Below are 16140 nucleotides of genomic sequence, written 5' to 3' on the forward strand. Positions count from 1 at the left end.
TTTTAGATATGCCTTTAAATCCAAAACCTGTTTCTAGTTTCCATTAAATATTCTTCTTTGAGCTTAGGCTAGGGTTCGATTCCCCCGCCCGTACCGAACGGTACGTTCGGGCGGGTGTCGAGGCTACAAAATTGATTTTCAAGTGTTTAAGGGATGGTAATCATCCCTTTTTTCGTGTATATACCCCAACATTGCTTTGGGATTGCAGTTGGGAATGGATTTTTTGGATACACTTGGTTTAAATTGAAGGGAGTTTTTTGGTAAATATCTCATTCAGTTAAAGGTGAAGATTTTTGGTATTGTACTGAAAAACCCCACATATTTATTAATTTAGGTTAATAATGTCTGGAAAAACCAGATGTATAGAGGAGTTGTGCGTCAGTGTAAAAAGCCAACCGCACAAACAGCACATTTGGTTTTTGCCAACACGCAAATCCAAAGCTGAAATGCGAAGCATTCACGAACACCGATAAAAATTAAAGTGACGTGAGTAAAAAACCAAAAGAGCTGTTTTTTGCCAATGCTCGGACAGAATGAACTAAATTTGCCTGTCTGCGTGCATCGCACAGGCAGGAAAACGATAAAAAAGAAATAAAACATAAATGGCCAAACAGAAAGTAAAGGAAAAAGCGATTGAAGAAACCTTGTGGCAATCCTGCGACAAGTTAAGAGGTTCGGTAGAACCTGCGGAGTACAAACACGTGGTACTCGGACTGATTTTCCTGAAATTCGCCAGCGATAAATTTGAACAACGCAGAAAAGAACTGATTGCCGAAGGCAAAGAAAAATACGTGGAAATGAAAGATTTCTACGCAATGAAAAATGTGTTCTACTTGGAAGAAATTTCCCGGTGGAGCTACATCATCAAAAATGCCAAGCAAAACGACATTTCCCTAAAAATTGACACGGCTCTCAATACCATTGAGAAAAACAACCCTGCTCTGAAAGGTGCTTTGCCTGACAATTATTTTTCACGTTTGGGACTGGATAAATCCAAACTGGCTTCCTTGCTGGATACCATCAATGAAATTGATACCTTAAGAGATAATGGACAAGATGTCGTAGGCCGTGTGTATGAATATTTCCTTTCCAAATTTGCTTTAAAAGAAGGAAAAGGGAAAGGCGAATTTTATACGCCTAAAAGCATTGTCAATCTGATTGCCGAAATGATTGAACCCTATAAGGGAATTATCTATGACCCGGCTTGTGGTTCAGGTGGTATGTTTGTGCAGTCCATTAAATTTATAGAAGCGCATAACGGGAGCAAAAAGGAAGTATCCATCTACGGACAGGAATACACCAATACCACCTACAAACTGGCCAAAATGAATCTGGCTATTCGGGGCATTTCCGGTAATATGGGCGAAAAAGCGGCAGATACGTTTCACAACGACCAGCATAAGGATTTGAAGGCTGATTTTATTATGGCCAATCCCCCCTTTAACCAAAAAGCCTGGCGGGCAGAGAATGAACTACTGGACGACCCGCGTTGGATGGGCTATGAAGTGCCACCCAAAAGCAACGCCAACTACGGTTGGATTTTGAATATGGTGAGCAAACTTTCTGAAAATGGCGTGGCAGGTTTCATTCTTGCCAATGGTGCACTTTCAGGCGGTGGCGAAGAATATAAAATTCGCAGAAAGCTGATTGAAAATAAGTTGGTAGAAGCCATTTTGGTTTTGCCACAGGATATGTTTTACACCACCAATATTAGTGTAACCCTTTGGATTCTGAATAAGAATAAAAAAGCCCACTCCAGAGAAATTGGTGATGAAATCCGGCACTATCGAAATCGGGAAAATGAAATCCTGTTTATGGACTTACGACAAATAGGCGTTCCCTTTGAGAAGAAGTTCATTCAGTTTTCAGAAGATAATATTAAACAGATAACTGGTACATATCATCAATGGCAGGTAGCCGAAATAGAAAACGTGCCTGAGTTTTGTTATTCTGCAACCTTGGAGGAAGTGGAGAAAAAAGATTTTTCACTTGTGCCGAGCAAATACATTGAGTTCGTAAACCGGGACGAGAATATTGACTTTGACGAGAAAATGACGGCTTTAAAAGGTGAGTTTGCCGAATTGCTGAAAGCAGAAGCCCAAAGCAAAAATGATTTACTAAACGTGTTCAAAGAGTTGGGATATGAAATCGAATTATAAAAGATTGGGTGATTTCATAACTCCTGTTAAAGTCCGAAATAGCGAGTTGAAGGCAACGGAACTGTTGGGTATCAACATTAACAAATATTTTATGCCTTCAGTAGCAAATATTGTTGGTACTGACTTATCAAAGTATAAGGTTGTACAGCAAAATCAATTTGCTTGTAATCGAATGCACGTAGGTCGTGATTATAGAATTCCCGTTGCTCTTTCCCAAAGTGCAGAACCCTTTATGGTTTCACCTGCTTATGACGTTTTTGAGATAGAAAACCCAACTCAGTTGATTCCTGAATACCTGATGATGTGGTTTTCACGAGCAGAGTTTGACCGAAATGCTTGGTTTTATACAGATGCAGATGTTAGAGGTGGATTGGCTTGGCAAGCATTTGAAGATATGCAACTCCCCATCCCCCACATTGACAAACAACGCGAAATCGTCAAAGAATACAACACCATCCAAAACCGCATAGCCCTAAACCAGCAACTCATCCAAAAACTCGAAGAAACCGCACAGGCGATTTATCGGGAGTGGTTTGTGGAGGGTATTGATAATAATTCTGAGAAAATAAAACTCAATGAGTTAGTTCAAACTCAATATGGTTATACTGAAACAGCGTCTGCAGAAATAATTGGTCCCAAATTTTTAAGAATAACAGATATAGCACAGAATCAAATTAATTGGTCAAATGTGCCTTATTGCAAGATTTCAGATAGTGATTTTGAAAAATACAGATTAAGATCAGGAGATATAGTTGTTGCAAGAACAGGGGCAACCGCAGGATATGGAAAAAGACTGCATAAGAACTTTCCAGATTGTGTATTTGCATCATTTCTTGTACGACTCATACCTAAGGAAATAAAATGGAATTTATATTTAGGATTAACTGTCGATACCCAAATTTACAGAGATTTTATTCTGTCAAATGCAGAGGGTTCAGCGCAACCACAAGCAAACGCAACACTTCTCACATCATTCGAGATTGACAAACCAGATGAATCAAAAATATTGGAATTTAATAGAATTGTTGAACCAATTTTTGATTTGATTGAAAATTATCAGTTAGAAAACCAAAAGCTAACGGAACTGAAAGAGTTGTTGCTATCTAAGTTGGCGACAGTGGAATAAATACAGATACCATGCAGTTAAACTACTTTCCCATACAATTTGATTTTTCCGATTACCAAGTAATCACACAACCCTATTCTGATGAACGTTTGAAGGAACTACGGCAAGCGTATAATGCTTCGTATTCGTTTTTTAGGGACGGTAATTTAATTGTAATATCCAATAAGGAGGACGAAGAAAACCAACTGACTGGAAATGTAGAGAATCGTTCTGTATTTGATGATGCGAAAGTTACAGCATCAATGGTGAAGCACATCTTTTTTAGAACCTTTAAAGACCGCTTTCAAGGGTTTATTCCTGTAGATTTTTATCCATTCCGTTTTTACTCTCGTCAGGAAAAAGATGATTTGATTTTAAATCATCTACCCGAAAAGCTTAAACACAAAATAGCTTTCAAAAAACTTATTGAAGTTCAGCTTAGAGAAACGAACCTCAATAGTACCCAAGGATTTGCCTTTGTGGTAAATATTCGAAGAAACTGGGTTTTTAACATCTCATGTCTGGAGCTATACCAAGAAGGATTTGATTTAACAGATTTTGAAGTGTTGCATGCTGAAACACTTCCTGGATTAGACAATATACTCGCCCCTAATGAAGACTTTGTAGGTTTACTTAAATCCATCAATGGAGAGACCGCCATTGTATCTACCAGTGAAGGCGCTAGGAGTTATTCATTACAAGAGCTTTTCATTCGCAAAACCAAACACAACATTCAAGCTTATTTGAATTTTGCTACCGGAGAGAAAAAATGCGATCAAATATTGGCTGCCGTTAGTCAGGAGCGTATCAGAAAACAAAACCCAGTCAATCAGTTCAGTGAAATAAGTAATATTGCCAAGCATCTATTCTCAGATAAAGGCAATCCTGTTCTTTTTCAAAATATGGATGGTTTTTGCTTCAAGGTGGATACTACCCCAATGCAGGTGCAAAACAGTATGAATTTGCAAACCCCCACATTTATTTACGATCATGCCGGAACAAAAACTAATACGAGAAATGCTGATCAAGGCCTATCTTACTATGGGCCATACGATAGTTTGACATTTGACATTAAAAAGCCTCGTGTTTTGTCAATTTGCCATAAAACGAATAGAGGTTCATTCACAAGATTTCTTCATGATTTAAAGGATGGGTTACCAAATTCAAGCTGGTTTAAAAAAGGGCTACTAAAGAAATACGAGCTACAAGAGGTGAATTACCTTATTCAGGAAATTTCAGATTATCGACTGGAAGACTACTTGGAAGTAATAAGCAATTATGATGATGAAAAACCTCATTTGGCAATCATTGAAATTCCTGACAGGTTTAAAAAATTATCCGACCGTGATAATCCCTATTTCAAGATAAAGGCAAAGTTGCTTTCATTGGAAATACCGGTGCAGTTTGTCCGTTCAACAACACTTTCAAGCTATTCGGAATACATACTTAATCCATTGGCACTTCAAATTTATGCGAAGCTAGGTGGTACGCCTTGGGTGTTGCCTGCTCAACGCTCGGTTGATAGAGAGATAGTAATTGGCATTGGGCACAGTTGGCTAAGAAGCGGAATGTATAAAGGGGCTGAAAACAGCCGTGTTGTGGGTATAACAACTTTCATGTCGAGCGATGGTCAGTACCTATTGGGAGATAAGGTAAAGGATGTGCCTTATGAAAGCTATTTTGAAGAACTGCTCAAAAGTTTAAAAAGCTCTATTAGCCGACTTTCAGACGAATACGCTTGGCAAGATGGTGATACAGTTCGATTGATTTTCCACATTTTTAAACCTATAAAGAATGTTGAGTTTGATGTAATCAGTCAATTGGTAAAAGATATTAGCCAGTTCAATATCAAGTTTGCATTTGTTACAATTAGCAAAAGCCATCCGAGCATTTTATTTGATACCAGTCAGCAAGGCGAAAAGAAGTATGGTTCCAATCAAGTAATCGGACAATATATTCCGCAGAGAGGAAGCAACATCTTTATTGACGATGAAACCAGTTTGGTTCAGATGCTTGGTGCAAGGGAATTGAAAACAGCCAAACATGGCATGAGTACTCCGATTCAAATAAAACTTAGAACACCGCAAGGGAATCATAACGATCAGGAATTAAAAGACTTAATGTTCTATGATTTAAATTACATCACACAGCAGATTTATTCCTTTACTTACTTGTCCTGGAGAAGCTTTTTACCAAGAGAAGAACCAGCTACTATGTTGTATTCTAATCTTATTTCAAGATTACTTGGTAAAATGAGAAGCATACCGGAATGGGATGCGGATAAACTGAATTACACCTTAAAGAGAAAGAAATGGTTTTTATAGACGAGAAGCATAGCTATTTAACCAGCATAGCAGACCAGCCAAAACAAAAGGCTCTTTATGCTTTGGTATCAGATGAAACCTTTACAGGTCAACCTAATGAGGTTTCTGAAACAGATGCTATTTACTACTCTTCCTTACAAGCAATAAAAAAGAACGCAAAGGCAAATTTTGATATACAGTACGCCAAAATCTCAAAACGTAAAGTTTCCGAAAATTCTGCTGCACCTTTTGTGCATGACGATTTCCTGATTTTGACCTTGATAGTTGGGGTGTTAAAATTTGACTGTGATAAAGACTGGCTTTTAGGGGTTATCCGAAACAGAGCAAAGGGTAAAACTACCACCACTTTTGAAAATTTATTGACCGGGAATTACCAAAGCAAAGCCAATAATCAGTCCATGGTTTTGGTATTCCTGTTTTTACTCGATAAATCTAAAATAACCAATGACCAGTTGAATGAAGCCTACAATGCAATGAGTGATACAAAAGAATCATTCAACAACGATTTTATACGCATTTTGCATTACCGAGCATTTGATATTATTATCCAGTTCAAGCTGCCAAGAGATACGGATGAAGTGTCTCGTTTGTTAGAATTTGAATCTCGCTTTAGGAAGCGAATCAATGTTTTCTCAATAATTGTATACAACCTTTTCATTGTAGGAATACTTGTTGGAGCGTATAAAATACTTCAACTGCTACCGGAGGATAAAAAACTGGTTGTAAACGACCTGAACCTAATTATAGGATTAGGAGCAATAATAGGTTTGTCGGGGAATTTCATCCCTAAACTGAAAACTAAGTTTCAAGAGTTGATATTAAGAGCCTTTGGCTATCATCCATAAAAAAATGAAAATGACCAGCGACATTCTCATATACCAAAACCAAGAGGGCAATATCAAAATAGATGTTCGCTTGCAGGAAGAAACCGTTTGGCTTACCCAAGACCAAATGGCTACACTTTTTGGCAAAGCCAGAAACACGATTACCGAGCATATTCAAAATGTTTACGAAGAAGGTGAATTAGAGCAAAATCGAACTAGTCGGAAATTCCGACAGGTTCGAACGGAAGGAAAGAGAGCCGTAGAAAGAGAAATTGACCACTACAATTTAGATGTTATTATTTCGGTTGGGTATCGGGTAAAGTCGGTTCAGGGTACACAATTCCGTATTTGGGCAACCCAGCGATTAAAGGAATACATCATCAAAGGCTTTACGCTCAATGACGACCGCTTTAAGTCGGGCAGCTCAATGAACTATTTCAACGAACTGCAAGAGCGCATTCGGGAGATACGCCTTTCGGAGAAATTCTTCTACCAAAAAATCAAAGACATCTACGCCACCAGTATCGACTATGACCCGAAAGACGAAAAAACCATTGAGTTTTTCAAAATCGTGCAAAACAAACTGCTTTGGGCCATCAGCGAGCAAACCGCAGCCGAATTGGTGTACAGGCGTGTGGATGCCAGTTTGCCCTTAATGGGAATGCTTTCTTACGACAAAAAACAAGTGGCTTCCATTAAAAAAGCCGAAGTGAGCATAGCTAAAAATTACTTGAATGAAGATGAAATGAAACTTTTGGGCTTGTTGGTGGAGCAATACTTGGCATTTGCCGAGACAATGGCACAGCAGCAAACGCCAATGTATATGAAAGATTGGATTGAGCGATTGGACACCATTTTGCAACTCAACGGCAGGGAGTTGCTGACCCACGCAGGCAAAATCTCGCATAAAATGGCATTGGAGAAATCAGGAGAAGAATATGAGAAATTCAAAAAACAGCAAAAAGCCATTGAAAAAGAGGCGAGTATGAAAGAGTTAGAAGAAGATATTAAGAAGCTGAAAAAGTCCTGAACTATGATTTTTAAATGATTTAATGAAAACTATGATTGACGAAAAGTATAAATATTCCGAATTGACGGGCAAGATTATAGGCTGTGCTATGGAGGTACACAAATATTTGGGTAATGGTTTTCAGGAAGTAGTGTATCAAAGAGCCTTGTCCATTGAATTAAATATGCAAGGAATTGCCCACGTTAGAGAACAAGAAATGCCTTTGCAATACAAGGGTTTTGATATTGGAACCAGAAGAGTTGACTTTTTTATTGAAGAAAAAATAATGTTAGAAATCAAGGCGGTTAAAGAATTGGAAGATGTTCATTTGGCACAAGCCATCAACTACCTTGAGGCCTATGGAATGGAAATAGGCTTACTAATCAATTTTGGAAACACATCACTTCAATTCAAACGGGTTATGAAACCTCAAAGACATCAAAGTCCATCAGAAAATCAGAAGAATCATAGTTCGAGACGATGAAATTCACAGAAGCGAAATTAGAACAAGCATTTATAGAGCTTTTAGGAAATGAGGGCTATCCGCATTTTGTGGGCAGTAGTTTGGTACGTGCAGATGAAAGCGAAGTAATTATTGAAGAAGACCTAAAAACCTACTTACTCACTCGCTATCAGAATGCCAATCTCACCGAGGTAGAAGCTCAATCCATTATTCTTCAACTCAAAACGCTTTCCTCGGCAGACCTTTACGAAAGCAACAAAAAGATAATGCAGTGGTTGGCTGATGGTTTCATTCTTAAACGAGAAGACCGAACCCAAAAAGACATTCATATTTCGCTCATTGATTACGCTGGTTTAGACCGTCAGCGACAAAGTGAAAATTTAGACATCATTGTTGCTGAACCTGAAGCACAATATCCGGCTGATACCAATGTTTACAAGTTCGTCAACCAATTGGAAATTGTTGGCACAGAAAGACGCATTCCAGACGGCATTTTATACGTCAATGGTTTGCCTGTAGTAGTTTTTGAATTTAAGACCGCCATTCAGGAAAACACCACCATTCACAATGCATTTGTCCAACTGACCACTCGTTATAAAAGGGACATCCCCGAGTTGTTTAAATACAATGCCTTTTGCATCATCAGTGATGGTGTGAACAACAAGGCAGGTTCATTCTTTGCCCCTTACGAGTTTTACTATGCGTGGCGAAGAATTGCAGGTTTGGCAAAAGATGTGGACGGCATAGACAGTATGTTCACCTTGGTTCAGGGAATGTTGCATAAAAACCGCTTGCGGGATATTATTCAGAACTTCATTTACATTCCCGATTCATCCAAAAAGGATGAGAAAATCGTTTGTCGCTACCCGCAGTATTACGCAGCACGCAGTTTGTACGAAAACATCAAAATAGCAGAGAAACCAGACGGTGACGGAAAAGGCGGAACGTACTTTGGAGCAACAGGAAGCGGAAAGAGTTTCACAATGCTTTATCTCACCCGTTTGTTGATGAAAAGCAAGCATTTCGAAAGTCCGACCATTGTGCTCATTACCGACAGAACCGACTTAGACGACCAACTTTCAGGACAGTTTACCAATGCCAAACAATTCATTGGAGACAATGCGGTTGAAAGTGTGGAAAGCAGAGCCGATTTAAGAAGCAAACTACAAGGGAGAAATAGCGGTGGCGTATTCTTGACCACCATCCATAAGTTTACAGAAGACACCGAACTGCTTACCGAAAGAACTAATGTGATTTGTATTTCGGATGAAGCCCACAGAAGCCAAACCAATCTCGACCAAAAAGTAAAAGTCACCAAAGATGGTGTGAAGAAAACCTACGGTTTTGCGAAATACCTGCACGATTCTTTACCCAACGCCACTTTTGTTGGATTTACAGGAACGCCAATTGATGCCACTTTGGATGTGTTCGGTAAAGTGGTTGATGCTTACACAATGACAGAATCGGTACGAGATGAAATCACTGTTCGTATTGTGTATGAAGGCAGAGCGGCTAAAGTTGCCTTGCACAACAGCGAATTAGAGAAAATAGAAAAATACTACGAAGAAGCAGCCGAAGCAGGAGCCAATGAATACCAAATAGAAGAAAGCAAAAAGGCAACGGCAACAATGAACGCTATTTTAGGTGACCCGGACCGTTTATTGAAATTAGCAGAAGACTTTGTTCGGCATTATGAAAACAGAGTAAACGAAGGAGCAACTGTAAAAGGCAAAGCAATGTTTGTTTGCAGTAGCCGTGAAATTGGATACGAGTTTTACAAGAATGTAATCGCCTTACGGCCTGAATGGGCGGAAATACGAATTGCCGAAGAAGGAGCTGTTTTAACAGACAAAGACAAAAGGGAAATCAAACCAATGGAGCGTATCAAAATGATTATGACCAGAGGGAAAGACGACCCAAAAGAAATGTACGATTTGCTCGGTACAAAAGAATACCGGAAGGAATTAGACAGACAGTTTAAAAATGAAAAATCCAATTTCAAAATAGCCATTGTGGTAGATATGTGGCTCACAGGTTTTGATGTGCCATTCTTGGATTCCATTTACATTGACAAGCCGATTCAACAACACAATTTAATTCAGACCATTTCAAGAGTTAATCGCAAGTTTGAAGGCAAAAACAAGGGCTTGGTTGTCGATTACATTGGCATCAAGAAAGCTATGAATATGGCTCTTGCCAAATACAACAAAGGCGAAAGAGAAAACTTTGAAGACATTCAAGAGTCGCTGATTGTGGTAAGAAACCATTTAGATCTTTTGGCTAAAGTGTTCCATAAGTTCGACAGCTCAAAATATTTTTCAGGTGCAGCTTTGGAACAATTGAACACCTTGAATATGGCAGCTGAGTATGTTCAGTTGACCAAAGACTTGGAAACCCGATTTATGGGCTTGGTAAAACGTCTGAAAGCCGCTTATGATATTTGTGCAGGAAGTGAACATTTAACACAGAAAGAAAGAGACTATACGCATTTCTATTTAGCGGTTCGTTCCATCGTTTTCAAACTAACCAAAGGCAGTGCACCCGACACAGCGCAAATGAACGCCAAAGTTCGGGAAATGATAAAAGACGCATTGGAAAGCGATGGCGTACAGGAAATCTTCAAACTCGGAGATGAAACCCAAAGCGAACAAGACCTTTTTTCAGAAGACTATTTGGCCAAGATTGATAAAATCAAGTTGCCACATACCAAAATCAAATTGCTTCAACAACTTTTAGCCAAAGCCATTGGAGAGATGAAGAAAGTCAATAAAGTAAAAGGAATTGACTTTTCTAAGAAAATGCAAACCTTGGTAGAACGCTACAACGAGCGGAAAGAAGATGACGTTTTGCGAAGCGAAGTGTACGAAGAAATGGCGGAGCATTTGACCAACTTGATTTGGGAAGTTCAAAAGGAATTTTCAGCAGGAGACGAATTAGGAATTGACTTTGAAGAAAAAGCCTTTTACGACATTTTGAAAGACTTGTGCATCAAGTATGACTTCAAATATCCAGAGGACAAACTGATTGTGTTAGCCCAGGCAGTTAAAGACTTGGTGGATTCACAAGCCAAATACCCTGATTGGAGCAAACGAGAAGACATCAAATCTGCTTTAAAAGTAGGACTGATAATACTCTTGGACGAACACGGATATCCGCCAGTAGAAAGAGACGAAGTATATAAGGACATATTTGAACAAGCAGAAAATTTTAAAAAAAACAGAGTAATAACGAAATAATGCCAACGCTAAAAGCCATACACATTTGCAATTACTCACGCATTTTTGATTTGTTTTTGGAGTTCGTGAACTTCGTTTCGCACCAGCCCACGCTGCAACCAAAAATTGCAAAAGAGTATGTCTTTGCCAACGCTGACAGAAATACGTACAAACGAATGAAAATCAAGGCGAAAGAAGAACACCGAACGCACAACAGCGTGTATGTGGCAATAGCGGGTGATGTGGTAAATCGAAGGTCTGTGCTTCTAAGAAACTTTGTGCTAAATGGAAAGGGAAGTGCTTCTAATCCGCTACTGAACATACACGCGGACCGTGTGTGACTTGAATCGACCTTAAAAGCAGGTCGAATGCTTTGAAATGGATGGAGGACTATTGGGTAACCAATAGAGAGGCCCTCCGATGGCGGTTTACCGAGACAGCTATCAAACTACCTTACGCTGCATATCTAGGAAACCAATATGTGGTGAGCGGTAAGGAAAAACGGGGACATTGATCCCTGTAGTTGAGTACTGATGGAGCTGATCCGCCGCGGCGGAGAACCAGTGACGAAGCCTCGATAAGGCAAATTACGATGTGAAAAATAGGTAGTTATCCCGATAGCTATCGGGATAACTATGACAAAGTGTGGCGGACGATCGGATATACTGGCCACATCGCATCCGGGGTTAAGCTGGCAGGAACGCAGTATAGGCCACTTCAATGCCTGCCCCGATTATTTCGGGGGAACAAGTGAACTCTACACCGCTCTGTAAAATCGAGAGAGGATGCAGACTTTCAGGTAATGTGGAAGAGGTGTTGGGGGCAGACTCATTCGTAGTAGTGTTGAAGCTCCTGTAATGGGAGTGGAGCACGGCAAATGTCCGGGAAGGACATTTGAGCGAGGTGTGCGGGGTGGGAGCATATCATGTTTCCAATTTGTTTACAATCCGCCGCGGCGGAGAGGATTTATGAAAAAGGAAACAAGACCACCACTGATAAATTAGTATCAGTGCATTACCTTTAGTGGTTATTGGTATGAAGAGTCCGCCGCGGCGGAGAGACCTTCACGCACGGTTCTGTGGGAAGGTGAGGGTGAAATTCCCTTGCCTGACCCGATTAGCGGTCAGTTTAGAACAGACCGTAAAACATGAACTAAATGACAAAAATAAAACCGACATATAAACACCCAGAATTTGTTTTAGGCACGGCAGACAAACGAATTGAAAAAGAAAATAAACGTTTGTGGCTACGAAAATGAATTATTAAGATTCAATCTTCACAAAATATAATAACAAATAGATAATGTTTCAAGAACCTACAAAATATACAGAAAACGACCATTTCTTTTTTGAACCAAATCAGGAATTGGAAAAAGTTTGTAACGCTCCGAAAGACAAAGACGGTGTTTTTAAAGTTTTGGAACTACGAAACGGAAAAATAAATTTAGTTTATATCGGTTTCTCAAATTCGGGTGGACTTTACAACGAAATAGTAAACGGGCTTCACTACGACAAAAATCCGAGGAAAATTGGGTGGACTTATCAAACAATAAAAGATAAAACTGACGCACTTGACGTTTATTGGTATGTAACAAATAGCAAAGACGACCAAAAGAAAGAACAAGTTGAAATGCTAAAAGATTTTGTTTACCAAACAGGAAAATTACCAAAATGGAACAAATAGAAGAAAACCGAACCGCTAAGATATAAGGGCTAAACCGAAGTGGAGCGCAGCGGAATTTCGGTTTAGCCCTTATATGTTGGCCGCAGAAACAGCTAAAAGCCAGGTCCTGCCTAGACCCAAGTGGTATAAATCCGATAAATCAATCCGTACAACAACAGGCGACATCCTCAATCAATTCAGGGCATTAAACTGGTCCTACAACTCAAAAATCAATTTCTCCGACTTCGTAAACATTCAAAAAAAACTGCAAACCCTTAAAAAATCAGATAATCCTATCCTAGCCGCATTATTTCAGGCCAGATATTAGCCAAACTTGAGATGTCTGGAAAAACCAGACATGTAAATGAGTTCAATTTCCAGCACAATTTACCCTACCCTTTTTCCCTCCAACCTCTTAATACTCCTTTAAAACCAGAAAAATTTTACTCCTCCCTTAGGTGGATTTTGGTGGTAGGAATAATTCAAAAGAAATTCTTTTTCTTAAATTTTGCTTTTTTAAAACCTAAATACACTTCATTTTCCTTTGAATTCTGTCCGAAAATTCAGCATGCTAGGAGAAAAAATAGTTTATGACATTGTAAAAGAAGGAGAAAAACTGGTCTTTCATTCAATGCCTGACAGTAAAGCAAACATGGTCGAATTTGATTGTGTTTTTGCTCCAGGTGCAAAAGGACCTGGTTTTCACGTCCATCCGAAGCAAACAGAAACCTTTTATGTGGTGGCAGGTAAAATGATCGGAAGAATTAAAGGGCAAAAAGAAAAAGTCCTCCAACAAGGCGAGACTTTTATTGTGCCCCCAGGGGCTATACATACTTTTTCAAATGCCAGTAAGGACCAACCACTTGAAACACGCATCACGCTGGAGCCTGCGCTGCATTTTCAATGGTTTATGACTGAATCGGCTAAGGTAGCAGTCGAGAAAAATTGTAGCCGAAATGATTTAACTTGTCTTCCTGAAATGGGCTATATTATGTGGCAATGCCGGGATGAACAAAGGATAGGAGGGATGCCAATATTTGTAGAAAACCTTCTATTAGGGACCCTAGCGCTTTTTGCCAAAATAACCGGGAGAGCTAAAAGTATTGCTCCAAAGGCAAACTGAGATACAATCCGGTAAGCTAAACCAATATATTGGGTATTAAGGAATTTGAAAACAGATTAAATTCTGATCATTAATTCTTCTCCGGCACCAAATGGTGAAACAGTAACAATAACAAAGTAATCCCTGTCAACGCAAAAGCTGTGCCCTGTGCATTCCAGGTTTCTGATTGCCACATCAGAAACCATTCGCTGGCTATGGTGACAAAGAAAACAAACCATTGCACAAAACTCATCACATAGCCTGTGCTGACCCATCTTTTTCCCTGTTCAAACTTGAGGCTGTCTTTTTCGGAATGGCGAAACATCAGCACAGCTCCCACGCCCAATACAAAGGCAGTCCCCAACTCCCAAATGATAATCAATCCATAAAATAGCGGTACGGCCCAATCCCAGGGAATTGCCCTCCATTGGTTGGCCGGGTTTGAAAAAACATCCTCCATACTCAGTACCCCCTTTACAAAAGCCTGATTAGAGGCATAATCACTGAGGTTATTAAAGGCAAGTAGAAAAAAGTATAAGGAAAAAAATGCAGCAAAGAGGCTTTTTATCTGCTTTGGATTCATAGCTGGTATTTTTCTATTGGTGCTTTAATTTCCAGATTTACCCACAGCCCTCAGCAACTTTTGAAAAACTGCTTTCGCTCCAGTCTCTTCTCTATTTCCTTGGCGGTTTTGGTGATGGAAAGTCCGCCTAAATTGGTGCACCTAAGGGTGTTGGGTATACTTTTTCCTACTTCATACATGGTTTCAATTACCTCATCCAAAGGGATCAGATGGTCATAATCCGCCAGGGCCATATTGGCACAAGACAGAGCATTGGAAGCGGCCATGACATTTCTGTTGAGACAGGGGGCTTCGACCCTGTTACCAATGGGATCACAGATCATGCCCAATGAACTCTGCAAAGCCATAGAGGCTGCGGAAAGGCTTTGATGTAAATTGCCTCCTGCCAGACCCACGATTGCTGCTGCCGCCATGCAGGATCCAGAACCGCATTCTGCCTGACAACCTCCGACTTCAGCGGCAAAGGTGGAATGTGCCGCAATGAAAACGCCGATCAAACCTGCCACCATCAATGCTTTCACTGCCTCTTCCTCGGGTAAATCCAAAGCATCGGCAACGCCCAAAACTGCACCCGGCATTGCCCCGCAAGAGCCAGCCGTGGGAGCGGCCACAATCACCCCCATCGAACTCTTTACCTCCATGATGGCCGATACATACATGATGATCCTGTTCAGCACAGAGGCATCTACCATTTTTTTGTTTTCCATCCTTTCTTTAAAGGTGACTGACTGGGGCCCGAGAATCCTGTCCTCAAATTGGGTGCCCTTCAATCCTGTGTCCACAGCGTTGCGCATAATGCCGTAGATATGCCTCATTTTGGATAAGACCTCTTCTTCCGTAATGTTTCCCCTGATGCTTTCATACCTGACTGCCAGCTCCCATAAACTCAGATTTTTATCCTCATTGTATGCCAGCATTTCCTCGCAGGTGATAAAAGGGACTTTTTGGTCATTGGCTGTCAGCACAGGTAATACCGGTCGAATTTCTTTTACCTTGGAGACATCATCCATAGCTACTACATCCTGTAGGATGGCTTTTTCCAAATATGCCTGGGACCGGACCAAACAGTAGCTTTGATCTCCCTTTTTAAACTCAATACTGTCAATCTCGGGAACCTGTTCAAAGTAATGGGTAACCCTTTCCGGATTGGAAGTATAAATCAAAGTAAGGTAAGCATCCCCTGCATGGGACAGGGGCGCCCCATCAATTTCAATCACTTCAATCATGCCGCCTCCAGTGGAAAGGGCAATTACCTGATGCTGTTCCCTTAGGCTCTGCAGGGTGATTTGGTAGGTGTTGGGGTGTTCGGCCTGGATGTCTTTGATATTGATATTTACCCGGATTCCTGCAATTCCTATATGTTGCTCTGAGTTTACAAGGCGTTCATCATCGGCTTCCCAACCCAGGAATCCCCCAAATAATCCCATGTCAGACCCCTGATCTTTGTGGGTGGTGGCTAAGGAGCCATTGGGATCAAAATCAATCTCTATGTGTGAAATGATGCCGCCCATCAGGTCATGACATATCCTGCCAATTCTCAGAGAGGCAGCACAATGGGAACTTGATGGCCCTCTCATTACAGGTCCAAGCACATCATTGAAGATACTGGGATAGCTCATGGTTGTCAGCAATTGGTTAGCTTTAAATATAATGATTTTGCCTTATTTTATTATCTTTAAACCCATTGGTTCTGA

12 protein-coding genes are annotated in these 16140 nt (G+C 40.3%); 10 read left to right on the forward strand and 2 right to left on the reverse strand.

The annotated features are described in order from the left end of the window. The first annotated feature begins 602 nt into the window (after window positions 1-602). The 10 genes from B879_RS06105 to B879_RS06165 all read left to right on the forward strand — a co-directional run bounded on the left by B879_RS06105 (window position 603) and on the right by B879_RS06165 (window position 13884). Window positions 603-2159: a type I restriction-modification system subunit M gene (locus tag B879_RS06105; protein WP_009184282.1), complete on the forward strand. Its 1557-nt coding sequence runs from the start codon at window positions 603-605 to the stop codon at window positions 2157-2159. Continuing rightward, the gene (locus B879_RS22585) at window positions 2143-3285 is read left to right on the forward strand and encodes a restriction endonuclease subunit S (RefSeq protein WP_009184283.1); all 1143 of its coding nucleotides are present in this window, start codon (window positions 2143-2145) and stop codon (window positions 3283-3285) included. Before B879_RS06105 ends, B879_RS22585 begins: the two co-directional genes overlap by 17 nt. 11 nt (window positions 3286-3296) lie before the next feature. Continuing rightward, window positions 3297-5588 carry a Piwi domain-containing protein gene (locus B879_RS06120; protein WP_009184284.1) on the forward strand — a complete coding sequence of 764 codons (2292 nt, stop codon included), beginning with the start codon at window positions 3297-3299 and terminating at the stop codon, window positions 5586-5588. Next, a complete protein-coding gene (locus B879_RS06125; protein ID WP_009184285.1) occupies window positions 5576-6433 on the forward strand; it encodes a hypothetical protein in 858 nt (285 codons plus the stop codon). The genes B879_RS06120 and B879_RS06125 overlap by 13 nt, the downstream gene beginning before the upstream one ends. Before the next feature lie 4 nt (window positions 6434-6437). Next, on the forward strand, window positions 6438-7442 hold the full coding sequence (locus B879_RS06130; RefSeq protein WP_238542090.1) for a virulence RhuM family protein: 1005 nt from the start codon (window positions 6438-6440) through the stop codon (window positions 7440-7442). A 22-nt stretch (window positions 7443-7464) separates the two neighbouring features. Further along, window positions 7465-7905 (forward strand): GxxExxY protein, encoded by a 441-nt coding sequence (locus B879_RS06135; RefSeq protein WP_009184287.1) that lies wholly within the window; start codon window positions 7465-7467, stop codon window positions 7903-7905. Next, entirely contained in the window at window positions 7902-11120 is a 3219-nt protein-coding gene (locus tag B879_RS06140; RefSeq protein ID WP_009184288.1) for a type I restriction endonuclease subunit R, read from the forward strand. Before B879_RS06135 ends, B879_RS06140 begins: the two co-directional genes overlap by 4 nt. A 155-nt stretch (window positions 11121-11275) precedes the next feature. Then, window positions 11276-11440 (forward strand): hypothetical protein, encoded by a 165-nt coding sequence (locus B879_RS22590; protein WP_157231545.1) that lies wholly within the window; start codon window positions 11276-11278, stop codon window positions 11438-11440. A 961-nt stretch (window positions 11441-12401) separates the two neighbouring features. Further along, window positions 12402-12782, forward strand: coding sequence for a hypothetical protein (locus B879_RS06150; protein ID WP_009184290.1), 381 nt, complete (start codon window positions 12402-12404; stop codon window positions 12780-12782). 547 nt (window positions 12783-13329) lie between these two features. Beyond that, window positions 13330-13884 (forward strand): cupin domain-containing protein, encoded by a 555-nt coding sequence (locus tag B879_RS06165; RefSeq protein WP_009184291.1) that lies wholly within the window; start codon window positions 13330-13332, stop codon window positions 13882-13884. Between the two features lie 70 nt (window positions 13885-13954). Here B879_RS06165 and B879_RS06170 read toward each other — a convergent pair whose 3' ends face one another. Both B879_RS06170 and B879_RS06175 read right to left on the reverse strand, forming a co-directional pair. After that, window positions 13955-14446 carry a DUF2165 domain-containing protein gene (locus B879_RS06170; protein ID WP_009184292.1) on the reverse strand — a complete coding sequence of 164 codons (492 nt, stop codon included), beginning with the start codon at window positions 14444-14446 and terminating at the stop codon, window positions 13955-13957. A gap of 50 nt (window positions 14447-14496) precedes the next feature. Next, window positions 14497-16065, reverse strand: coding sequence for an L-serine ammonia-lyase, iron-sulfur-dependent, subunit alpha (locus tag B879_RS06175; protein ID WP_009184293.1), 1569 nt, complete (start codon window positions 16063-16065; stop codon window positions 14497-14499). Between the last annotated feature and the right edge of the window lie 75 nt (window positions 16066-16140).

It is taken from the genome of Cecembia lonarensis LW9, assembly GCF_000298295.1.
Classification (GTDB): Bacteria; Bacteroidota; Bacteroidia; order Cytophagales; family Cyclobacteriaceae; genus Cecembia; species Cecembia lonarensis.

Excerpts from the sequence above, each read along its gene's own strand:
- B879_RS06105 (WP_009184282.1), top strand. The coding sequence starts at position 603 with ATGGCCAAACAGAAAGTAAAGGAAAAAGCGATTGAAGAAACCTTGTGG.
- B879_RS22585 (WP_009184283.1), top strand. The coding sequence starts at position 2,143 with ATGAAATCGAATTATAAAAGATTGGGTGATTTCATAACTCCTGTTAAA.
- B879_RS06120 (WP_009184284.1), top strand. The coding sequence starts at position 3,297 with ATGCAGTTAAACTACTTTCCCATACAATTTGATTTTTCCGATTACCAA.
- B879_RS06125 (WP_009184285.1), top strand. The coding sequence starts at position 5,576 with ATGGTTTTTATAGACGAGAAGCATAGCTATTTAACCAGCATAGCAGAC.
- B879_RS06130 (WP_238542090.1), top strand. The coding sequence starts at position 6,438 with ATGAAAATGACCAGCGACATTCTCATATACCAAAACCAAGAGGGCAAT.
- B879_RS06135 (WP_009184287.1), top strand. The coding sequence starts at position 7,465 with ATGAAAACTATGATTGACGAAAAGTATAAATATTCCGAATTGACGGGC.
- B879_RS06140 (WP_009184288.1), top strand. The coding sequence starts at position 7,902 with ATGAAATTCACAGAAGCGAAATTAGAACAAGCATTTATAGAGCTTTTA.
- B879_RS22590 (WP_157231545.1), top strand. The coding sequence starts at position 11,276 with ATGAAAATCAAGGCGAAAGAAGAACACCGAACGCACAACAGCGTGTAT.
- B879_RS06150 (WP_009184290.1), top strand. The coding sequence starts at position 12,402 with ATGTTTCAAGAACCTACAAAATATACAGAAAACGACCATTTCTTTTTT.
- B879_RS06165 (WP_009184291.1), top strand. The coding sequence starts at position 13,330 with ATGCTAGGAGAAAAAATAGTTTATGACATTGTAAAAGAAGGAGAAAAA.
- B879_RS06170 (WP_009184292.1), bottom strand. The coding sequence starts at position 14,446 with ATGAATCCAAAGCAGATAAAAAGCCTCTTTGCTGCATTTTTTTCCTTA.
- B879_RS06175 (WP_009184293.1), bottom strand. The coding sequence starts at position 16,065 with ATGAGCTATCCCAGTATCTTCAATGATGTGCTTGGACCTGTAATGAGA.